Below are 22,321 nucleotides of genomic sequence, written 5' to 3' on the forward strand. Positions count from 1 at the left end.
CCTATTTTTTCGTTTCATCCGCGCCTGGCTGTGCCACACAGTTTTGCTGTGCATCGCAGGCAAACTTAAGCTCAGGATGGCCCCCATAATCGTTGATGTAGTCCAATACAAACGTTGACGGTACTGGGTTCTTCAAAGTAATGGTTTCGGTGGCGAAAGGAGCCAGCATCAAACCGCCAAACCCAGCCATGTCGCGGCCACCCTTGTCTCTAAAATCATTGGCAAAGCCAGTCATCACAATGTAAAACGGCGTGGGGTTATTCACCGTCAATTGATTTTGAGCGCGTTTAAACGTTAACTGCTCCTGCCAAATTGTGCCGCGCTTAGGCACAATGGCCTGAGGTCGATAAAACAGCTTCACCCGCGTTTGTAGGGCCAGCTGCAATACATTGCTTTTATCGCTTTTAGGCGGTACTTCGCGCACATTGAAAAAGAACAGGCTTTCCCTATCCTGTGGCAAGGTATTCACTTCAGGCAGCGTGGTGACGCGAATCACGCTTTTGCTGCCCGGCTCCATCCTTTGCAGCGGCGGCAGCGCCACTAAGGGCGACGTGATTTTTTGATAATGTTCATCTTCTAGCCAGGTTTGGGCCAAAAAAGGCAGCTCTTTATTGTCGTTGCTTAAATTAATGCTGACCGAACGCATATCGCCCGAATACACCACCCGTGTACGGTCAATAGTGATCGCTGCCTGAGCCGCCGTGCTGACCATCAGCCCTAAAATACAGGCCCAACGAAATGATTTGTTCATGCTGCTTCCTTTTGAATGAATTATTGACAAGTGAGCACCGTTTTCGAGAAGGCCACGGAGGCCACTGGCACTGTAATCTGGCACTGTTGACGATCGCCCCAGGTCACTTTTAAGCTTTCGTTTTCTTGCACGCCCGACAGATAAACCAATCCACCATCGGTGATGACGGCAATGGTTTTACCACTGTCGTTCATGACGGTGGCACCAAAGGGTGGCGGCACATCGCCATCGGCTCGCGTAATCGTGGCCAACATTTTCAAACCTTTCACCACATCCATTTTCCGATAGCCAATGGCGCCTTCGGTCAACGTGCTTTCCACCATTGCGAGCGGTGCATCTACTTCATCGTCTAAATGATCGACGTCAATCCGGGTACGGGTGTCGACATAGCTCACGACGTCGGCCACCACGGCCTTACCGAAACGGTTACTGTAGGCAGCGCCATCGTTAATCGGCACGCCAGCCACTTTACCGGTGTCGACCAACACCCGAGTGCCGCCGCCGATGCTGTTCGGGTGCAAAGCGACCCCTTTCAGGGTGGCCGTGATGCCGCCGCGAATCTCTAGGCCCATGCTCTGATAGCCCTGCTGCTGCCAGTCGGCATTGAAGCCAACGGTGGCCAAACTGGTTTGACGGTTATAATAACCACGTACATTGGCGTCATTATTGCTGTTCATGCCGGCCGAAACCTGCCAGTTGTTATAGCCCTCACCGCCGCTTAAGTTGGCATTGTGCGACGTTTTACCATCTTGGCTAGAGAGGCTATAGCCGACGTTGATCCGTTTTTGCGTTTCTAGCGGCATAGACAAATTCAACATAAAGCCCTTGGTGTTTTCACCATACTGCTTATTGCTGTAAGCATTAAATGACGCCGAAATGTTTTTCACGCGGCCGACAGAAAAAAGCTTGCTGGCCGAAAGGCTCAAACGGTTCCGGGCGCTATCATCCCAATAGGTTTGGCGGGTATAGCTTAAGTAAGCGGTAATCGCTTTTCTGGGCTCTTCTGGCCAAAACGTCTTACTCCCGGTCACCGTATACAGCTCTTTATCGCGGCGAAAATACTCATCTTCTTTGTTGTAAGCATTTAAGAACTGCGACACCGTCATGAACTGACGTTCTGAGAATCGATAACCGGCAAACGAAATTTGACCGTGTAGCTCATCAAAACGCTTGGCATAGTTAAAGCGAAACGAGTGGCCAGTGAGTTTTCGGCCATTGGATAAATGCGCATTGGACTGAGTCACGTCGACAGAAACGGCGCCTAAAACGCTTAAGTCACGACCCACACCAAAGGCGATGGCATTGTAGTCTTGACTGCCCACAGCCCCACCAAATAGAGACCATGAATTACTGACGCCCCAAGAAAAATCGCCGGTGGCAATCATCGGGCCTTCGATTTTGTGATCAAAATCAGAAGGCCGCCCTAAAGACACGTTATAGCGCACTTGGCCTGGACGCGTGAGATAGGGAATGCTGGCCGTGCCGACCTCAAAAGTTTCAATACGGCCATCGTCACCCTCTACCGTCACCTGTAATTTACCGCGCACCGAACTGCTTAAATCCTGAATCATAAATGGACCAGCCGGCACCGTAGTCTTATAAATCACGCGGCCTTCTTGGCTCACCGTCACGGTAGAGTTAGTGGTCGCCACGCCCTGCACCTGCGGTGCATAGCCTTGTAAAGACGGTGGCAGCATACGCTCATCGGTTTTCAGGTTGGCACCAATATAGCGAAACCCATCAATCAGATCAGAATCTAGATATTGTTCGCCCAACGTCAACTTAGCCGCTATTTGCGGTAAAGCACGATAGGCATAAACTTGTGACCAGGTAAAATCACGCTCAGTCTGGCCATTGCCATGACGCTCATAGCTTTGGTAATCACCACGTAAACGCCAAGCGCCCGCATTCATGCCCACTGTACCGTAGACGCTGATGTCGCGATTGCGATCGCCATTATGGGGTTTATTACTTCTGGCCGTGACGTTATAGTCCAGCATCACGCCTGGAATACCCTCGTCCCAAAGTTCAGGAGGCGTCCAGTCTGGGTCGCTGTATTTAAGCCATGCCTGCGGGACATTGATGCGCATCGCGGCTTCGCCTAAATGCGTCGTGATGGTGACGCCCTCAATGGCAGACACGTCGGCGCATTGGCCATCTTCAGAAATCTTAATCAGTTTTTGAACGTCGTCGGTTAACAGCATTTTGGGAATGATGCTGACGGGCAAACAGGCCACGGTCTTGCGTTCATCGCCCTCGACGCTGACATAGTTAATCCGCTGCTGCGGTAAGACGCGTTTATTAATGTAGACATCCAGCACATACGTGCCGGGCATCACGTAGCCCACTTCAGAGAATCGAGACAAATCCACACTGCTGCGCTCACTGATGTCCAGAATGTCGGTATTAAACTCAACGGCGGCACTGGTATAGCCTGAAGCAAACGCCATAGAAACGCAGGCCGTTATGGTTTTTAAATGTGTCGATAACTGTGGCATACCAGATGAACCTATCTTCGAATAAGGGGCTAAAATAGCGGTGAATCAAGCGGCAAAATTGTATGAATATCTTATAAATAAGACACAATAAACTGCAGTAAAGCCTGAAACTCACCCGCTTTGCGGTGTTGATTGCTGACTTTCAACTCGGTGAAAAATCGAATGTGGTTATCGCCATTCACCAGTTCGTAATCGTAATGGGCCTCTCCCAACATAATGTGCTGCTGATTTTGGTCGGTTAGCTTAATCGCTAAACCTTTGGCGCTACCATTGACGCCTAATAGGGTTAAATCTTCAGCATCAGGCTGTCCGTAAAAAGTGATGTTGGCCTTACGGTAGATATAGCCTGGCTTGCTTTGACTGGCCAACTGGCAATCAACCAGTTTTACTTCGAATGCTCTGCGTAATTGCTGGGTATTACGGGCAGAAACCACACCGTAGTCGATGGTTTGATCTAGGCTATTGGTGTCGATATTGCACGGCACTTCAACGATTTCGCCGTTAAAATCAACCTGTCCTCTCCCCTGCTGACTGGCCCAACTTAAGGCTGGCATAGACAACAACATCAAGCCCAAGCAAGACAGAAAACGGATGCTCATAACCATGCTCCCAAAAAAGCACAGCGTGTAGGGACACGCCGTGCTTGATTAACTTATTATTTGTACTCTAGTGCGAACGTGGTTACCGCAGTAAAGTCACCAGGCGTTACGTCAACGGCAGCGTCGCTACCTTTCAAGTTGGCACCGAAGATCAAGGTGTTGTTGCCGTTAACCAATTGAGTTGGTTGAGTGGCTTGGCCCAATTTGATCAAGGTGTTAGAGCCGTCAACCAAACGGATACCGGCGCCTTTAGCGTTGCCCACCAAAGCCAATAGATCGGCATCATTCACGTCAGAAGTACCACCAAAGGTCACTTCAACAGTTTTCAAGGTTTCAACGCTGCAGTTTTCCAATTTAATTTCAAAACGTTTGGTGCTTTGAGAAACCTTACCGCCGTTCAACTCTTTATTGCTGATTTGACCCATAGGAATGCGTTGGTCGATAGAGTCTGGGTTGACAGAGCAAGGTGCATCGATGATGTCACCGTAGAACTCGATTTGACCGCCGCCTTGACCAGCAGCAAAAGCGGTTGAGGCAAAGCCAGCAGCAAGCATAAGTGCAGCTAATTTACTAACATTCATAACAATTCCTTAATATTAAATTTACAAATTTAACCTACCAAAACGGTAGATCATTCAAAGTGACAACACACCCACAATTAGACAACCTCACAACACAGCCCAAAGGGCTCACGCCGTGAACATCGTCGGAACGCTAACACCGTCGATCTGCCTAAAAACACTACAAATCGCCGTCGTCGTATAAGGTTTCACCCACCTCAACCAGGGCCGTTTCTATTTCATAAATAGACTTAGCGCCCAGTCTCGGGATGGCTCTTAAGTCCTTCACAGACAGATTAATCAGCTGGTGAACATTGCCTACGCCTGCGCTGCTCAAGGCCCGAAAGGTCCGGTTAGACAGGTTTAATGACTTCAGCATCATGCTTTGCTTGTCTATCCTCGCCTCTTCTTCAGATTGAATGTCGGCACACCGATGCCAACGCCTTTCGACGGCATTCATTGACCAGAGCGAGCCATCTTCGCAAAGTGCAAACAGCATGGCTTCAACATTTGTAATCTGAACTATTTTCATTTTTTTCTCCACGTTGCGAACCCTAGGTTTCTCATGTCAAATCATTAAACATCTAATGAAAACAAACGGTCGTTTGTTTTTATGGCTCAGGTGACCATTATTACTGTGAAAAAAAACGTAGAAAAATGGATTGGATTTTTAAATATTTAATTTAAATAATGAAAATTAAAAGAATGGATAGATTTAAAAAATGTTTAGTGTTATCCTGCGAACCAATGAAAACAAACTGTTGTCGTGTTAAATTATGTAAATTTCATCTACTAAAATAATTACTATGTTATATTTCACCGCATTAAAAACTCATTCACAGACAGCAGGAACATCATAAAAACCTGCCAGAATATGTATTTAGATTTTTTTCGCGCACTGCAATAAAACGACCGTTTTATTGCAAAAAACAAAAACAAAACATTAAAATTCAATAAGATAAAAACAATCAATCCATAAAAATAAGCGCAATTTTTTAATAAAAATGCGCTTATTTTTATGCCTTAAAACTTTATCAATTAATATCAATTACTTAATACAAATTAAACCTCAAAAAAGCCCGGAAATCTAATTGAGTTAAAATTTATAAAGATACCCTAAAATTTTGGTAAAAAGACTCAATAATCGTTTCCATTATAAATATTTAGTTGAAAATAGCATGGCAATAAACCTTCACTCATGAATCATCAAAGATCCGCCACATACCAAACCGATTAAAACCTCAAAATCATAAAAGCCCCCTACAACCGCAAAAGGGGCTTTTAGATTATTTAGCAACGCTAGAAACGATAACGATAGCCCGCATTAAGCTGGCGCTGATCAAAACGCTGGCCATTACTGTGTTCAAAATCAAGGTAAACATGATGGCGCTTATTGATCTGACTAGTCACACCCACGCCAAACTGCCACCAATTGCCTTTAAATGAATGATGCTGCTGGCTTTGATTCAGAGCATAGTCTGCACCACTTGAAAATTCACGTACAAATGAAGCGCGAGCATACAAGCTCATCGCTTTTTAACTTCATCTCCAATGCCCTTTCATGTCTATGCCAAAAGAAGCCGCATAGGCAACGAATATTCATCCCTTGCCCCCATAATGCTCTATTGCGATGTTGTCATGAAGCAGCGTAAAGGCAATCTCCAAGACCACCCACCACTTTGATTATTTTATTTATATAAATATCATCAATTATAAAAAATACCAAAAAACAAAACCAAAATTTCATTTTTTATTATTTTAAAACCGTCACTTAATAAAAAATAAAAAAATAAAAAACCCCCTAAATAGATAAAAACAATCCATAATAAAGCACCCTTAACCCCCTAAAAATAATCAAAATACATAAAAATAAAATTCGGGCCCATTCCTCTAAAAACGGTACAACCGCCCACTAACCCCAACATAAACCCCTGCTATAACGGCACCACTCAAAAGCGAAAAAATCATGATAAACAACCCCTTAATTATTGATTCGCCTTTAAACCACATTGGTGAAACCGAAATGCGGCGACGCTTCCCCAGCAGCTACGAATGGGATGAGCATAATTTGCCGCAGATGATGCGCCCCACACTAACCGCGGCACTCGCACGCTTCATCAGTCAACAACCATTCTTCTTTATCGCCACCGCCAATCAGCACGGCCACTGCGACGCCAGCTTTCGCGGCAGCGCCAGCAACGATCAAGGCGAGCCACTGCCCGCGCTGATCGTGCTGGATGAACGGTCTTTAATCTTCCCTGACTTCAGCGGCAACGGCCTGTACAACAGCCTCGGCAATATGGCCACCAATCCACACATCGGCATGCTGTTTGTCGATTTTGGTCGCCAGCGGCGTGCACGCGTCAACGGCAAAACCACGCTGCTGGCCATTGATGACGAGATCCTTAGCGTCTGGCCCACGGCGCAGTCCATCATTCATGTCGACATCGAGCAAGCCTACGGCAACTGCCCTGCGCGCATCCCCAAGCTGGTTCCACCACTTTAAAGGCTCATCAAAACATGAAATCAAGCTAGCCTAGTAATGGCCTTCAAATTACCGCCCTCAGCACTTTTCAACGGCCTTGGGCGCAGTATTTTTACATTCCAAAAAAATGATCGGCCTAGGTTTCTGCCACACTCTGTCATAGCTCACAGGCTTTATTGTGCACCAAGGCCCTAATGCGCCGTAACGTGGCAAATGTTCGCGGCGCCTTGTTTTTCGTGCCGCCGATGCTTTAATTTCCGCTATGCTATCCGTCCCAAGCAGATAAGGCGCAAACGCCCAACCAGCCTTGGTCTAGCCCATAAAAACATCGTCACACAGAGGACAAAGCGTGAAACCAATCCTAAATAAACCCACTCTCTTAGCCGCCCTATTGCTGGCCACCAGCTTAGCGCCAGCCTGGGCTCAGCCACAACCACCGCTGAACCAAATACAGCAAGCCCGTGCCAGCAATGCCTGGCTGGAAATCGATACCCAAGCGTTTCAACGCAATCTACAAACCATGAAACACATGCTCAATGACCAAAGTAAAGTATGTATGGTGATGAAAGCAGACGCTTACGGCCACGGCATTGCCAATCTATTGCCCACTGTGTTGGCAGAAAACATCCCCTGCATTGGCGTGACCAGCAATCGGGAAATCCAAGCCGTACGCGATGGCGGTTTCAACGGCCAGCTCGTGCGCCTACGCTCAGCCACGGCCAAAGAAATGACCGACGCCTTACCCTATCGGGTTGAAGAAATGTTGGGCAACTTAGACACCGCTCGTATCGCCAATGACATTGCCAAAAAAAATCAGCAAACCATTGCCTATCACTTAATGCTTAACTCTGGCGGCATGGATAGAAACGGCTTAGAAGTCGGCCATTCTCAAGGTAAAAAAGATGCCCTAGCCATCTTAAAACTCAGCCATTTAAAACCCGTCGGCATCATGACTCATTTTGCGGTGGAAGAAGTCGAAGAAGTGAGAGAAAAAGCCCAGCTGTTTGCCGAACAAAGCCAATGGCTGATTCAGGCCGGTGGCCTAGACCGCCAACACATCACCTTGCATGCAGCCAACTCTTACACCACCCTCAACGTACCCGAAGCCTGGTTCGACATGGTGCGCCCAGGTGCGCTGGCCTATAACTATTTTGACGATGACCGTTACGAGCATATTTTCACCCTAAAAACCGAAATCGCCAGCGTAAATCCTTACCTCAAGGGCTCAAGCGTGGGCTACGACAAGGCGTTTACGCTGAAAAAAGATTCGCGCTTGGCCAATTTACCCATAGGCTATTCCGATGGCTACCTCCGCTCCTTCACCAACACCGATGCAGGCCAGCCTAACTATGTGTTGATCCACGGCCAAAAAGCGCCGATTGTGGGTAAGATTTCGATGAACACCACCATGGTCGACGTCTCAGACATTCCCAACGTCAAAGCCGGTGATGAAGTGGTGCTGTTTGGTCAGCAAGGCCAAGAGCGCATTGATTATGAGTCGCTAAGTGAAACCAACCCTGCCTTTGTTGAAAAAGCGTTATGGGGCAATTTATTGCCTAAATACAATTTGCCTCACTAGGCCCTAGATAAGCACAAAAAAGCCGACGCAACCGCGTCGGCTTTTCTATATCAGCAGCGAAGCCTATTGCATCGCTGCCTTAAAATTAAGGCGCATCATCAACAGCATCACCACAATCACCAAGGGAATGCTGATTAAATTCACCCAGGCCCAGCCCAGGCTAGACACCGCTTGACCAGCAAACAGGCTGCCAAACGCAGCAGCGGTAAACACCATAAAGTCATTCATACCCTGTACTTTGCCTTTTTCATGATCTTGATAAGCAAAGCTGAGTAAGTTGGTGGCGCCAATAAAGGTGAAGTTCCAGCCCACGCCCAGTAAAATTAAGGCCACAAAATAATGGCCATAGCTTTGACCCAAAAGATTAATTCCTGCGGCCGCCAGCAGCAGCACACAACCGGCCTGAACCACGGCCTTGATGCCAAAACGTTTGATCAAGTGCCCAGTAAAGAACGACGGCACAAACATGCCCAATACGTGCCACTGAATCACGATGGCAATGTCTTCAAATAAAAAATTGTCATGATGCATAGCCAAAGGCGTGGCCGTCATCAAAAACACCATCACTGCATAGCCAATGATCCCAGAAGCCACCGCCGCCAACAGAGCCGGCTGTCGAAACAATTCAGCATAGCTTCGTGTATTGGCATCAGTCGCCGCCTGAGCAGGACTACGCGGCGGCTGTAGCGGCAACAGCAAGATCAACACCAGCGCCACTACATATAGGCCAAACAGTCCAAAAAACGCCCCGACAAAAGCATTGCCCGCATACCAGCTCTGTGACCAAATCGCCATATTCGGCCCCAATACCGCGGCCAAAACACCACCGCCCATCACCAAACCAATCGCTTTAGCATGCATTGCCTTCGGGCATTCATCCAAGGCGGCAAAGCGATACTGTTGAGCAGTGCCAATGGCCAAGCCAGTTAAAAACGTACCCAGGGCAAAAATCGCCAAACTGTGGGCAAACAGACCCTGCATCGCCACTAAAGCGCCCACTAAACCCAACACATTACCCATCACAAAGCCTTTTTTACGGCCATATTTTTGCATAAAATGTGCCGCCGGTAATGTGGCCATGATCAAGCCTAAGAACTGAGCCGCAATCGGCGCTGTCACCAAAGCAGGATGGCTCGCCAACTGGCTGCCAATCAGCGCAGAAACGGCCACTAAAAGCGTATTGCCTGTGGTGAGTAAGGCTTGCGCCAGGGCCAGGCCCCAGACGGTAAAGGGTAGTTTCATGTTGTTCCATACAAAGAGGTAAAAAAGACAGCGTACAACTTAAAGCCAGCTTGAAGTCAAGCGCTCAAAACCGCCAAAAGCCCGTTAAGCATACTATAAGCCGGTGCGGGCCACCAATAGGCAGTGAACGTGTTGGACTTTAACGCAGGTCTGTTTAAGCATTTCTAAGCCGCCTATGCGGCGGTGAACTTCTATCAATTATATAAAAGTACAGGGGTACTTTTCTAAGCCGCCTATGCGGCGGTGAACGTATTGTCCAAACTTTTACACTTGCAAATTTATTTCTAAGCCGCCTATGCGGCGGTGAACGTATTGTCCAAACTTTTACACTTGCAAATTTATTTCTAAGCCGCCTATGCGGCGGTGAACACACAGGCCTGAGGGGTGAGAGTGGAGCAGATGTTTCTAAGCCGCCTATGCGGCGGTGAACACTGAGCTGGAGACGGATATGGCCTTGCGTGTTTTCTAAGCCGCCTATGCGGCGGTGAACGGGTGCGCCTGACGAACGATAAGGGCATCAGCTTTCTAAGCCGCCTATGCGGCGGTGAACCAATCGTGACTGAAACAGAGGCGCGTATCGCTTTTCTAAGCCGCCTATGCGGCGGTGAACGTGGAAACCAGCACTTTAGCCAGCTCTGAAGATTTCTAAGCCGCCTATGCGGCGGTGAACACGCTGTTGGCATGGTGAATGGCCGCACTCTTTTTCTAAGCCGCCTATGCGGCGGTGAACTGTTTCCAGACGGCTCACGCCTTGACGCTGTTTTTCTAAGCCGCCTATGCGGCGGTGAACGAGGATGCGTGGGGTCATGCCGGTTTTGGCGCTTTCTAAGCCGCCTATGCGGCGGTGAACAAGCAAGCGTCAATCCTTGTCGAAGACGAGAATTTCTAAGCCGCCTATGCGGCGGTGAACGACTAAAGCCTCTAAACTTCCCCCGAAGTGTATTTCTAAGCCGCCTATGCGGCGGTGAACCCCGGCAAAATGCCAGTCGTCCTCAAGCGTCGTTTCTAAGCCGCCTATGCGGCGGTGAACAATGTACCGCTGGGGCGCTATGAGGTACGCGTTTTCTAAGCCGCCTATGCGGCGGTGAACGCAGGGGCGTAGGCAAAGGCGTTGAGCTGCTTTTTCTAAGCCGCCTATGCGGCGGTGAACGTTCGGGTCAGCCCTATATGACTCTACCGACTTTTCTAAGCCGCCTATGCGGCGGTGAACGGCTTTTTGTCTGACACATTGCAGAGCATGTGTTTCTAAGCCGCCTATGCGGCGGTGAACCCGCCGTTGGAATCGACGTATACATTGAGCAATTTCTAAGCCGCCTATGCGGCGGTGAACGCGCTGCCACTCCGATGATGTTTTATTCCTCATTTCTAAGCCGCCTATGCGGCGGTGAACAGCGTTTGGGTTCCTTTATTTCTACGCTTATATTTCTAAGCCGCCTATGCGGCGGTGAACCTTTCCGATCAAATCAGTTTTTTTGATCTAAATTTCTAAGCCGCCTATGCGGCGGTGAACTCCCCGTATTTTCATGCACCTTGCTCTCGTGTTTTCTAAGCCGCCTATGCGGCGGTGAACAACGCTTGTAAGTGAAATCCGTCGCGTAACGATTTCTAAGCCGCCTATGCGGCGGTGAACCGCGCGTTCCTCAATTTCGTTGTCGTCAAACTTTTCTAAGCCGCCTATGCGGCGGTGAACGTGGTGTCGTATTCGTCGAGGCCGGGGGCGTATTTCTAAGCCGCCTATGCGGCGGTGAACGCTAAAGCTAGAGGCATGACCCAGGTGGCTAATTTCTAAGCCGCCTATGCGGCGGTGAACCAGTATGGCAGAAGAAAAGCTAATGGGCTTTATTTCTAAGCCGCCTATGCGGCGGTGAACAGATACGGACGTGACGGCATATAAATCTATCTTTTCTAAGCCGCCTATGCGGCGGTGAACTCACCTCTGCTTTGCCGATTTTTGAGCCAGACTTTCTAAGCCGCCTATGCGGCGGTGAACCAATGCGGAGTCCATGAACGCCTTCACGTTACTTTCTAAGCCGCCTATGCGGCGGTGAACACATTCAACTTCTTTTGTTTGCCCCGAGACTGTTTCTAAGCCGCCTATGCGGCGGTGAACGAAGAAGGAGCACTGGGCCGAACCTTCTATAATTTCTAAGCCGCCTATACGGCGGTGAACCAGAAATTGCAACAGCAAACGCGGCCAAGTTGTTTCTAAGCCGCCTATACGGCGGTGAACGTTGTCTTTGAGGGTTTGGTTGAGGCGGCTGATTTCTAAGCCGCCTATACGGCGGTGAACGAGCCATGATGACGCAGAGGCTTCAGATCAGTTTTCTAAGCCGCCTATACGGCGGTGAACTGGTATTGTATCGTTGTAATGACTGTCTATACAATTCATTAGCCTGCTTTTGACAAAATCACCCTTTTTTTGGGGTAGACCCAAAAGCTTGAAGAATCAAGGCTTGTAGGCGACTGCTAAAAAAAGGGTCGGCAACGAGTTTATCGACCACCACCTTTTCGTTTTAGCGAAACAACCAATAGCTCCTGATAAATACTTTCCTCATGATTTCAAATACTGATTGAAAACACACCGAATAGGCGGCTGATTAACTAGCCATTATCAAACATGCAGCAACAAGAAAGGCCAACCATAGCAACATACCTAAAACATAAAAAGGTGAATCATAAACGTTAGGCATTAAATACTAGGCACATCATGCTTTACACCCCCGATTAAAAGACCTAAAGATCCCAATGTTTAACCAGTTACACCTTAGTCAATCAAACCTAATAGACTACCAGCCTACGGCAACGTCAAAGATGATGGCCATCAGCCGCCCTCAACACAAGACCATGCTCACAATCATCTATGCCACGGCTTTGTGCGATACGATCCGACGATAGTTCACTAGATTGCACACCAGCCCAAAGCACCACACCTCATTGATTAGTTTTACTGTACCCAATAGCACGTTTTTTAACAGAATCCACCTCACAAGACTATACAGTCACGCCATCGTCGTCATATGATGACATGATTATTTTAAACCATATCAATAAGGATTTTTATGGCCAAATCCGCGCGCTATATTCAGCCCTCAGACCTCAAAACTATTTTGCACTCCAAACGGGCTAACCTGTACTATTTAGAATATTGCCGCGTACTGGTGAACGGGGGGCGGGTTGAATACATTACGGATGAAGGCCAACAATCTTTATACTGGAATATTCCCATTGCCAATACAACTTGCATCCTTTTAGGCAGTGGCACCTCCATTACCCAAGCAGCCGTTCGTGAGCTCTCAAAAGCAGGGGTGATGATCGGCTTTTCTGGCGGCGGAGGCACGCCTTTATTTGCCGGTACGGAAACCGATTTTGCCTGTCAGTTTTTTAGTCCGCAAAGCGAATATCGGCCCACCGAATATCTACAAAAATGGTGTCAATTCTGGTTTGAGGATGAACGCCGCCTGCAAGCAGCTAAATCTTTACAGGCGATGCGATTAGCCTTGCTACGCAAAACCTGGCCCAAACACCCTTGGTCGATTGATGTGACGGCTCTAGAGCAAGTGGTCACACAGTATCAAACGCTGTTTGCCGAAGCTACCGACGGCCAAGCCTTATTGGCAGCCGAAGGCCGCTTAACCATGCGACTCTATGCCATGGCGAACCAGGCCACCTTAAAAGACGCCGACTTTAGTCGCAGCACCCGTGGGCAAAGCCGCGATCCTGCCAATGCCTATTTAGATCATGGTAATTATTTGGCCTACGGTCTAGGCGCAACCGCATGCTGGGTTTTAGGCCTGCCACACGGCATGGCAATTTTGCACGGTAAAACCCGGCGCGGTGGCTTAGTATTTGACGCAGCCGACATCATTAAAGACGCCATTATTTTACCGCAGGCATTTATTTCAGCCCAACAAGGAGATTCAGAACGAGAGTTTAGGCAAGCCTGCATCCAACAGTTTGCACAGCTAACCGCCCTAGACACCATGATCGATACTTTAAAACACATTGCCTTAAACTCATGAATATTTTACTGATTAGCCAATGCCATAAAAATGCCCTTAAAGAAACCCGCCGTATTCTGGACCAGTTTGCCGAACGCTGCGGTGACAGAAGCTGGCAAACACCGATGACTCAGGCAGGGCTAGACACGCTACACAAGCTTCTTCGCCAAAGTGCCAGAAAGAACACCGCCGTAGCCTGCTACTGGACCCACGGCAAGAACCTTACCGAACTCCTTTGGATCGTCGGCGACAGAAAACAATTTAATGACTTAGGCCGTACGCCCACCAACCGTACTCGGCGTAATGTGTTACGCGGTGACGATGAAAGCGCTTGGCAATACGGCACCAGCGTTCAAATACTGGCCACGCTAGCAGCGCTGTTACATGATTTAGGCAAGGCCACCATTGGCTTTCAAGCCAAGCTTCAGCCCAATCACGCATTTGCCGCAGACCCCTTTCGACACGAATGGCTGTCGCTGTTGCTGTTCACCAAGCTATTAAAGGGCTGTGAAACAAACCAGCAGTGCCTCGAACGCTTGGCTAATCTCAAAGACTATGATCTGCAGCATCCCCAGTGGCATGCATCGCTCAGCCCAATTGAACGGTTTGACTTAACCACTCTGCCGCCAATTGCCCAGCTCTTAGGCTGGCTCATTGTCACCCACCATCGTCTGCCCTATCGTCAATACTACACAGAGCCAGAGTGGCCTGCTGCCAGAAAAAATCATGACTATGTACTGGACTATGCTTTAGAGCATTTTTATGAAGAATTAGCCGCCATCGACGGCTGGGTTAAAAACAGCACCAGCACCCATCCGCAACCGCAGCATTTTTGGCAGCTGGCCGATGACGTCATTGCCAGCGGCCCTTGGCAAAAAACCTTAAGCCGCTGGGCCAATAAAGCCTTGGCCCATCCGCCGTTAAAGGCCTTAGGCGAAAGCATGATCCAGCAGCCATTTGTGTTTCATTTAAGTCGCCTCTGCTTGATGGTGGGCGACCACAACTACTCCAGTTTACCGCCTCTTCATCCAAACTGCGTTAAGGGAGACCCAAGCTACCAACTATTTGCCAATACCGACCGAAAAACCGGCCAAACCAAGCAGGCCTTAGATGAACACTTAATTGGCGTGGCCCAGAACACAGCCCGTTTTGCCCGCCTGCTCCCACAACTAGGTCATTTACTGCCCGCCATTCAAAAGCATCGAGCCTTTAGCAAGCGCACGGCGATACAGCGCTTTACTTGGCAAAATCACGCGTTTGACTTGGCAAAAAACCTGCAAGAAATGGCTCAAGAACAAGGTTTTTTCGGAGTCAATATGGCTTCTACTGGCTGCGGTAAAACCCTCGCCAATGCCCGCATTATGTATGGTTTAGCCGATCCCAAGCGCGGCGCGCGCTTCACCATTGCCTTAGGGCTTAGGGTGTTAACCTTACAAACCGGCCAGGCCTTAAGAGACAAATTAAGTCTCAGCGATGAGCATTTGGCCATTCTGGTCGGCGGCCAGGCCAGCCGACAGCTCTTTGAACTAAATCAATCCACCCAAAGCCCACAAGAAGCAAGCGGCAGCGAATCGGCGACGGAGCTGGTCATTGGTGAAGTAAACGTTTCTGAAAGCGGTTTAGATGAGGCCGACTTAGGTACGGTGGTCGCCGACAAAAAAGCCCGTGACCTCCTGTATGCCCCCATTGTCAGCTGTACCGTCGATTATTTGATGGCCGCCAGCGAAAACACACGCGGTGGCAAGCACATCGCACCGATATTGCGCTTGCTGAGCGCCGACCTTGTGCTGGATGAGCCCGATGATTTCGACCATCGTGACCTACCCGCCCTCGCGCGACTGGTGCATTTAGCTGGTCTGTTTGGCAGTAAGGTCTTGTTGTCCTCTGCTACCCTAACCCCTGATTTAATCACCGGTCTATTCGATGCCTATCAAGCCGGCCGAGCCTTATGGCAACAGCAAAACCAACTACCACAAAATGGCGTTATCTGCGCTTGGTTTGACGAAGCCCAACAAGGCAGCCAAGCTTGCCTCAACAAAACCGACTACATAACGGCACATCAGGCATTTGCCCACAAGCGCGCCGAGCGGCTGCAACAGGTGCCGATTAGGCGCTCTGCCGACATTTTGGCCTTGGCCTTACCTGACCATAATAAGGATTTTCCAGAGCCTTTTTTTGATGCTTTCGCGACGCAGCTGCTAAACCAAGCTCAGGTATTACACCGCCGCCACGGCAACCCTCACCCAAGCTTGGCCCAAACGGTCAGCCTTGGCCTGATTCGGATGGCCAACACCAAAGACTTAATCCAGACGACCTTTGCCTTACATCGACAGCCTATTACGGATGCCAACACGCACTATCACGTTTGTTGCTACCACGCCAAACAGCTGTTGCTGCTACGCAGTGCCCTAGAGGAAAAGCTGGATCGCCTACTGGATCGACACGATCCAGAAGCCATTTGGCAGCAACCCGAAATCATCGACGCCATTCGCCAAAGCCCAGCTCAGCACCATGTGTTCATCGTCCTGGCCACGCCGGTGGCGGAAGTAGGCCGCGACCATGACTATGACTGGGCCATCGTTGAGCCATCCTCTATGCGTTCGCTGATCCAGCTGGCGGGCCGAGTCTGGCGTCATCGGCCGAATAAGGTCGCCACCAGCGCCAACATCAGCCTTTTAAGCAGCAATCTACGCGCGCTCAAAAAAGGCCCTGCCCTCGGCGTGGGTGAGCCGTCATTTTGCTATCCTGGTTTTGAAGCCAAGCCCAACGCCTTACTCAACACCCACCTCACTGAAGACTTGATCAGCCCAGAAGAACGGGCCCACATCAATGCCGTCGCCAGAATCGTGCAACCACAGCCGCTTCAAGCCCAGACTCGGTTAGCCGACTTGGAACACGATGTGATGACCAAGCTGCTAAACCCTGCCACAACCAACTTTGTCACGGCCTATTGGCAACCAGGCAGCGCCCATCAGGCCTGCGTTCACTTACAAACGATTAGCCCTTTTCGTCACGGTAGAAAACAGGCCAGCTATGTGTGCCAGCCCGATGAAGCACAGCTCCACGGCTTTAGCTTTCGGCTAGCGAGGCTGGCCTATTTAAACCCCAACGACACCCATGTTGACACCGCCAATGATTGGGTACGCCATGAAGTATTTAACCCTAACCCTCACGGCGCCGTTCAACCATGGCTGCCGCTTTCTTTAGAGCAAGCCTTACACAATTTGGCCAATAAGCTCGGGGAAGAAAACTTGGCACGGGTGGCGCTTAAGTATGCAACGGTGGATTTAGAGGACGAAAAGGTCTGGCTATTTCACCCTTGGCTGGGCTGTTGGCGAAAATGAGGACTTTCGCACGACAAACACTACTACTAATGCCCCATTAATAATTAAATATTATTAATAATTTTTTAAAATATTTTTTTAATATAAACATTAAAAAAATACCATATGACTTAATTGACATAATCATAAATGTCATCATAGACTAGCCCTATTACTATTCTATGATGACAGCTGACGCTTTAATGTCAGCGCACAAGACAGAGGTATACATGAATTCAATTTCAACCGCCAAAGTACAACAGGTCATTGAGGCGTTCTTATCAGAGCAACTGCATAAAAAAAGTGACTCGGACCAAAAAAAGCTTGCCCAAGCACTCGCCCTGTCTGATCCGGAGACCGAAGCATTAGCCTTAGCCAATCTTGAAGAACTAGGGATAAAGTACAGTCTCGACGTTTGGATGGCCGACGCCGCCAATCGCATGGCCAAACAGCTCACCTTTGGCACCCACATCAGCAAAGGCATCCACCCCGACGCCAAAGGCGACAACGTCAATGCCTCAGCGCTCATGCCGCTGCCCAACCATTTAGTAGGCAGCCAAATCCTTTCCAAACCGGCCCTAGATGCCAACGGCAATGCAGCTGCTTTGCCTTTAGCCAGTTTTTTCAACCTAGAAGTTGATGCCATCATCAACAAGACCAAACTCAGAGACTTGATTCAAAACGACCATCCGGCACTCTCTGGCTGCTTTCACAGTGACATGGCTACTTCCAACGACTTTCAGACACAATTTAAGCTGGCGTTAAATACGCCGCTCACCCAGCCCAGCACGCATGAACGTAACAAGCAGCTACTGTGGCCACGCCAAGGTCATCATGCCATTGCCGCCGATGACTACGTTTGCTTGGTGCCGCTACACCCATCAGCACTCACCCACGCTTTGTATCAACGCATTAACTCTCAGCGCTATTCAGAAGCCAATAAGCAGGCACGCGACAACCGCAAAAAAAAGAACGCTACTCAAACGCCCTACTTAAGCATGCATGATCTGGCTTATGTCCAGCTAGGCGGCACCAAACCCCAAAACATCAGCCAACTGACCAGTAGCCAAGGCGGTAAAAACTACTTACTACCCTCTTTACCACCACGGCTGAATGCAGGTACGGCTTTATTGCCCAGTAAACAGCAAACCACCTTCTTCAATAACAGCCTTAAATACCACTGCTACTTTGGGATTGAAACCTTGCTCGCAGCCTTGGCTCATTCGGACAACACCATGGCCATTCGGGCGCAGCGTGATGCCGGTATCGACATGATCATTGGCGTGATTTTGTCTAGTGCTCAGCACCTTCAACAAACCCTGCCTGCTGGCTGGAGCCGCGGCCATCAGCTCAGTATGGCTGAAAAATATTGGCTAGATCCACATCGTGGCACACTTAAAGACGAGACTATTTTTCAACAACAGCAGGCTCTAGGCACATGGCAAAAAGACATTGAACAGCTGTTTGGCCTATGGCTAAACGGTATTTTACAAAAAGCCTTTCCCAAGCAGGCCAATCACTTTACCGACACCGAACGTCTAGCCTGGCGCCAAGCGTTACAAACCGCGATCAAAGCCAGCCAACGGCGCCAAGAAGGAGTATTTTGATGCAACATCGCCACTATTTATTGTTTGATCGTGTGGTCATTCAGGGCGCCAATGCGATTTCTAGCCCGCTCACCTATGGCTTCCCAGCCATTAGTGGCTTTATCGGCGCCATCCATGCCTTAAGCCGCCACCTAAATCAACCTGATAAAATTGCCTTAGATGGTGTACTCATCGCCAGTCATAGCTGTGACGTCCAGGCCTATCGCCCCCATCCCTATGCTGACTATAGCTTTAATCAAAGCCGTAACCCAATTAAAAAAGATGGCAAAACCGCAGCCATCGTCGAGGAAGGCAAGGCCCACCTCATTGTCAGCCTAGTGGTCGAGGTCTACACCGAAAGCCGTAAAACCTTGCGTGAAGATAAAGCCGAACTGGCCTTTCTACAGCAGTGTAGAGAAGGCCTAATGCAGCAACGCATGGCCGGCGGCAGCATTTTGAGCATTGGCCAAGTTGAACTGTTTGAAATTGAAGCTCATCAAGCGTTGCGTACTGCTTTAATGCCTGCTTTTGTGTTAATGGACGCCGGCGATGCCCTTTCAGAACTGACGGCTCATTTACAAGAAAATCGCCCCTCCGCCACCGCTCTAGACGTTTTTGTCGAGCTATCAACCCTACACCATACCCCTCAGGATAATGATCAATGGCAAACCAGCAGCATCAAATCCGGCTATGGCTGGTTGGTGCCCATGCCGGTCGGCTATCAGGGCTTAACCGATCGATTTGATGCAGGCGTCTTAGCCAACTGCCGCCATCAGGACTATCCTAGCCACTATGTGGAATGCCTCTACGGTTTAGGCAAATGGGTCTTCCCCTACCGCTTACAAGACACTTTTGAACAGGCTTTTTGGCGCTACAGCCAGCCTCAAGATCATGTTTATTTACTTTCACAATCTCCTGCTGCACATTAATTCACAAGGAATCAACGATGTCTAAATTACAAACTGCTTCTGTTTTGGCTTTTGAGCGCAACCTAGATGTTTCTGACGCCATTTTTCAGCAAACCGACAGCGCCCAAGCCAACGCCCCCATCAAGCCGGTTCTGGTGACTGAAAAATCAGTACGTGGGACGATCTCTAATCGCTTAAAAAATGCCATCAGCAATGATCCGGCCAAAATGGATGCTGAAACAGAAAAAGCCAACCTGCAAAAAGTCGACGTGGCCACCCTAGATCACGATCAAGACACCTTAATAGTGAGCTGGAGCTGTAAGGTTTTGCCCTTTACCGGCAAGCCTTGCGTGTGTAATGACCAAGCTTATCAAACCAAACTGATGCAGGTGGTTGAAGGATACTTAAACAAACATGGCCTAAGTGAACTGGCCCGACGCTACGCCACCAACATTGTCAATGCTCGTTGGCTCTGGCGTAACCGCATGGGCGCGGAAACCATTGAAGTTAGCGTGCAATATCAAGAAGCAGGCACAACCAAAACGCTCAGCTTTACCGACGCCAAGCAATACGGCCTCAACGACTTTAGCCAACAAGACGCTAATATTGACCAACTGGCACAACTGATCGAAAAAGGCCTGAATGGCGAGCAGTTTGTGATTCTATACGTCACTGCCAAGGCCAAAATTGGCTATGGACAAGAAGCCTATCCGTCGCAAGAATTGATTTTGGACACTGGTAAGGAAAAGAGCAAGGTTTTGTATCAAGTCAACGGCCACGCAGGCATGCACTCACAAAAAATCAGCAACGCCATTCGCACCATCGACACCTGGTATCAAGACCAAGCACCATTCCCAATCGCCATTGAGCCCTACGGCGCCGTGACTACGTTAGGCACTGCTTTTAGACAGCCGAAACAAAAGCAAGATTTTTACACCCACTTTGACGCCTGGGTATTGAAGGATGAGCAGCCCGAAGTGGCACAGCAACATTACGTAATGGGCGTTTTGATTCGCGGCGGCGTGTTTGGTGCCAGCGGTAAGGAGTAAACCATGTCGATGCTGACACACTACTTTGAGCTAAAAGCCATTCCCCATGCCGAGCTCACCCAAACCATGGTCATCAGCCATTTAATGCAGCTTCTGCATCAGCACCTCCCTGCTTTTGAAGGCAGTCTGGGTTTGGGTTTCCCTGCCTATGGCCAATTGAATACCTTGGGCGGCATTATTAGAGTGCATGGGCCACATACTCAGGTGGCCAACTTAGCCCATGCTCTACAGCAGCAACCCGACTGCATGGACTACGCCCTATTGAGCCAGCCAGAAGCCATTCCTTTAACCGTGAGCGAGCACCATTGCTTTCAACGCGTACATACGAAAGGGCGAAGTGATTTTAAACGCGCCCAAAAGCGGCTGATGGCGCAGGGAAAATGGTCGGAAGAGGTGGCCCATAACATGACTGAAAAATTTAGCCGCTCACCCAACCTACCTCATATCCATTTACGTAGCCTCAGCACCAAACAGCCCAATTTTATGCTGTACATCAAACGCAGTAAATTGAAGCAAGCCGTCGACGGCTCTTTTAATGCCTATGGGTTAAGCCTACAGGCCAGCGTACCGGTTTTTTAGAACGTAATAAATTAGCAAACACCAGCATTAAACCAGCCCATAGTTTGTGGTTTAGTGCTGGTTTAGTGCGTTCACACCACACACCTCTGAACTTAGCCTTTTTTTATTCGCCACACGCCTTAAGCACTCCCTGAACACTAACCCTTTTTTTAACCACTTACGTTAACCCTTATCCAGACTGGCCCCACAACCGCACTTTTAAAAAGGGCTTTTCATAAAAAAACTGCTACAACCCTTACGCCGCCAATCATTCTGATATTTGGGCACCAGCTCTCCGCCGCATAGGCGGCTTAGAAAATGTGCGACGGGTTGCCAGCATAATCATAATCGCTCTCCGCCGCATAGGCGGCTTAGAAATGCACCTGCCAGCCTTTTATAAATGACTAAAAGCTCTCCGCCGCATAGGCGGCTTAGAAAGCCTTTGATGTAGGCACCAACTGTGTATTTGCGCTCTCCGCCGCATAGGCGGCTTAGAAATTATCGTAACAAGCGCACGATGGAATTATCAGGCTCTCCGCCGCATAGGCGGCTTAGAAATATGTCGAAATGATCAGCGTCAAGCTGTCTTAGCTCTCCGCCGCATAGGCGGCTTAGAAATTAAACGGTAATGGCTTAGGAATTAAGCCCTTGCTCTCCGCCGCATAGGCGGCTTAGAAAATAATAATTAATGAGGAATGCTGCTACACGCAGCTCTCCGCCGCATAGGCGGCTTAGAAATTAAAAGCGTGGATGCTTTACGACAATGAATAGCTCTCCGCCGCATAGGCGGCTTAGAAATTCGTTGCTTCTGATTTCATATTGAGCGAACCGCTCTCCGCCGCATAGGCGGCTTAGAAATTGGCCTCATGCAATAAGGTCAAATCCCTGTCGCTCTCCGCCGCATAGGCGGCTTAGAAAATGAACGAATCAGAATACAACGTTTTGTTTGAGCTCTCCGCCGCATAGGCGGCTTAGAAAAATCTAAGCCCCCACCAAGGGGCTTACGTGGGGCTCTCCGCCGCATAGGCGGCTTAGAAATCAAGAGTAAATTCTTTTCGCACATCAACCCCGCTCTCCGCCGCATAGGCGGCTTAGAAAAGGTTACGGACGTATTGCTCGACGGTGTCCTCGCTCTCCGCCGCATAGGCGGCTTAGAAATTGTGGGTTTACCCTAGCGGCAACAAA

Annotated in this window: 15 protein-coding genes and 2 CRISPR repeat arrays (1 of these 17 cut by a window edge); of the genes, 8 read left to right on the forward strand and 7 right to left on the reverse strand. The window is 49.1% G+C overall.

The annotated features are described in order from the left end of the window. Position 1: 1 nt before the first annotated feature. The 6 genes from AB8Q18_09095 to AB8Q18_09120 all read right to left on the reverse strand — a co-directional run bounded on the left by AB8Q18_09095 (position 2) and on the right by AB8Q18_09120 (position 5,938). Positions 2 to 751 (reverse strand): molecular chaperone, encoded by a 750-nt coding sequence (locus AB8Q18_09095; protein XDZ50350.1) that lies wholly within the window; start codon positions 749 to 751, stop codon positions 2 to 4. Positions 752 to 771: 20 nt separating this feature from the next. Beyond that, positions 772 to 3,249: a fimbria/pilus outer membrane usher protein gene (locus tag AB8Q18_09100; protein XDZ50351.1), complete on the reverse strand. Its 2,478-nt coding sequence runs from the start codon at positions 3,247 to 3,249 to the stop codon at positions 772 to 774. A 71-nt stretch (positions 3,250 to 3,320) separates the two neighbouring features. After that, entirely contained in the window at positions 3,321 to 3,848 is a 528-nt protein-coding gene (locus AB8Q18_09105) for a fimbrial protein (protein XDZ50352.1), read from the reverse strand. Between the two features lie 56 nt (positions 3,849 to 3,904). Continuing rightward, entirely contained in the window at positions 3,905 to 4,429 is a 525-nt protein-coding gene (locus tag AB8Q18_09110; protein ID XDZ50353.1) for a fimbrial protein, read from the reverse strand. A 160-nt stretch (positions 4,430 to 4,589) separates the two neighbouring features. Then, entirely contained in the window at positions 4,590 to 4,940 is a 351-nt protein-coding gene (locus tag AB8Q18_09115) for a DNA-directed RNA polymerase subunit alpha C-terminal domain-containing protein (GenBank protein ID XDZ50354.1), read from the reverse strand. A 767-nt stretch (positions 4,941 to 5,707) separates the two neighbouring features. After that, on the reverse strand, positions 5,708 to 5,938 hold the full coding sequence (locus AB8Q18_09120; protein XDZ50355.1) for an autotransporter outer membrane beta-barrel domain-containing protein: 231 nt from the start codon (positions 5,936 to 5,938) through the stop codon (positions 5,708 to 5,710). Between the two features lie 436 nt (positions 5,939 to 6,374). On the opposite strand from AB8Q18_09120, the gene AB8Q18_09125 reads away from it, so the two are divergent. Continuing rightward, a complete protein-coding gene (locus AB8Q18_09125; GenBank protein XDZ50356.1) occupies positions 6,375 to 6,914 on the forward strand; it encodes a pyridoxamine 5'-phosphate oxidase family protein in 540 nt (179 codons plus the stop codon). 328 nt (positions 6,915 to 7,242) lie between these two features. Beyond that, complete coding sequence (gene alr, locus AB8Q18_09130; GenBank protein XDZ50357.1) at positions 7,243 to 8,472, forward strand: alanine racemase; 1,230 nt, start codon at positions 7,243 to 7,245, stop codon at positions 8,470 to 8,472. Positions 8,473 to 8,535: 63 nt separating this feature from the next. Here alr and AB8Q18_09135 read toward each other — a convergent pair whose 3' ends face one another. Beyond that, a complete protein-coding gene (locus AB8Q18_09135) occupies positions 8,536 to 9,714 on the reverse strand; it encodes an MFS transporter (GenBank protein ID XDZ50358.1) in 1,179 nt (392 codons plus the stop codon). Between the two features lie 161 nt (positions 9,715 to 9,875). Then, positions 9,876 to 12,064: direct repeats of the CRISPR family, unit length 28 nt; unit sequence TTTCTAAGCCGCCTATGCGGCGGTGAAC. A gap of 709 nt (positions 12,065 to 12,773) precedes the next feature. On the opposite strand from AB8Q18_09135, the gene cas1f reads away from it, so the two are divergent. The 6 genes from cas1f (at position 12,774) to cas6f (ending at position 21,157) form a co-directional block, all read left to right on the forward strand. Further along, entirely contained in the window at positions 12,774 to 13,733 is a 960-nt protein-coding gene (gene cas1f, locus AB8Q18_09140; GenBank protein XDZ50359.1) for a type I-F CRISPR-associated endonuclease Cas1f, read from the forward strand. Further along, positions 13,730 to 17,056, forward strand: a complete 3,327-nt coding sequence (gene cas3f, locus AB8Q18_09145) for a type I-F CRISPR-associated helicase Cas3f (GenBank protein XDZ50360.1) — start codon at positions 13,730 to 13,732, stop codon at positions 17,054 to 17,056. Before cas1f ends, cas3f begins: the two co-directional genes overlap by 4 nt. A 209-nt stretch (positions 17,057 to 17,265) precedes the next feature. Continuing rightward, positions 17,266 to 18,642 carry a type I-F CRISPR-associated protein Csy1 gene (gene csy1 / locus AB8Q18_09150; GenBank protein XDZ50361.1) on the forward strand — a complete coding sequence of 459 codons (1,377 nt, stop codon included), beginning with the start codon at positions 17,266 to 17,268 and terminating at the stop codon, positions 18,640 to 18,642. Next, entirely contained in the window at positions 18,642 to 19,550 is a 909-nt protein-coding gene (csy2, locus tag AB8Q18_09155; protein XDZ50362.1) for a type I-F CRISPR-associated protein Csy2, read from the forward strand. Before csy1 ends, csy2 begins: the two co-directional genes overlap by 1 nt. A gap of 17 nt (positions 19,551 to 19,567) precedes the next feature. Beyond that, positions 19,568 to 20,578, forward strand: coding sequence for a type I-F CRISPR-associated protein Csy3 (gene csy3, locus AB8Q18_09160; protein ID XDZ50363.1), 1,011 nt, complete (start codon positions 19,568 to 19,570; stop codon positions 20,576 to 20,578). A gap of 3 nt (positions 20,579 to 20,581) precedes the next feature. Then, on the forward strand, positions 20,582 to 21,157 hold the full coding sequence (cas6f, locus tag AB8Q18_09165) for a type I-F CRISPR-associated endoribonuclease Cas6/Csy4 (GenBank protein XDZ50364.1): 576 nt from the start codon (positions 20,582 to 20,584) through the stop codon (positions 21,155 to 21,157). A 269-nt stretch (positions 21,158 to 21,426) separates the two neighbouring features. After that, a CRISPR array of direct repeats spans positions 21,427 to 22,321; the repeat unit is 28 nt; unit sequence GCTCTCCGCCGCATAGGCGGCTTAGAAA (it continues 153 nt past the right edge of the window).

It is taken from the genome of Neisseriaceae bacterium CLB008 (assembly GCA_041228285.1).
Classification (GTDB): Bacteria; Pseudomonadota; Gammaproteobacteria; order Burkholderiales; family Neisseriaceae; genus JAGNPU01.

Coding starts and splice junctions, on each gene's coding strand:
- AB8Q18_09110 (XDZ50353.1), bottom strand. CDS start 4,429: ATGAATGTTAGTAAATTAGCTGCACTTATGCTTGCTGCTGGCTTTGCC.
- AB8Q18_09095 (XDZ50350.1), bottom strand. CDS start 751: ATGAACAAATCATTTCGTTGGGCCTGTATTTTAGGGCTGATGGTCAGC.
- AB8Q18_09105 (XDZ50352.1), bottom strand. CDS start 3,848: ATGAGCATCCGTTTTCTGTCTTGCTTGGGCTTGATGTTGTTGTCTATG.
- cas3f (XDZ50360.1), top strand. CDS start 13,730: ATGAATATTTTACTGATTAGCCAATGCCATAAAAATGCCCTTAAAGAA.
- AB8Q18_09115 (XDZ50354.1), bottom strand. CDS start 4,940: ATGAAAATAGTTCAGATTACAAATGTTGAAGCCATGCTGTTTGCACTT.
- AB8Q18_09100 (XDZ50351.1), bottom strand. CDS start 3,249: ATGCCACAGTTATCGACACATTTAAAAACCATAACGGCCTGCGTTTCT.
- csy3 (XDZ50363.1), top strand. CDS start 19,568: ATGTCTAAATTACAAACTGCTTCTGTTTTGGCTTTTGAGCGCAACCTA.
- csy2 (XDZ50362.1), top strand. CDS start 18,642: ATGCAACATCGCCACTATTTATTGTTTGATCGTGTGGTCATTCAGGGC.
- AB8Q18_09135 (XDZ50358.1), bottom strand. CDS start 9,714: ATGAAACTACCCTTTACCGTCTGGGGCCTGGCCCTGGCGCAAGCCTTA.
- cas1f (XDZ50359.1), top strand. CDS start 12,774: ATGGCCAAATCCGCGCGCTATATTCAGCCCTCAGACCTCAAAACTATT.
- AB8Q18_09125 (XDZ50356.1), top strand. CDS start 6,375: ATGATAAACAACCCCTTAATTATTGATTCGCCTTTAAACCACATTGGT.
- AB8Q18_09120 (XDZ50355.1), bottom strand. CDS start 5,938: ATGAGCTTGTATGCTCGCGCTTCATTTGTACGTGAATTTTCAAGTGGT.
- csy1 (XDZ50361.1), top strand. CDS start 17,266: ATGAATTCAATTTCAACCGCCAAAGTACAACAGGTCATTGAGGCGTTC.
- cas6f (XDZ50364.1), top strand. CDS start 20,582: ATGTCGATGCTGACACACTACTTTGAGCTAAAAGCCATTCCCCATGCC.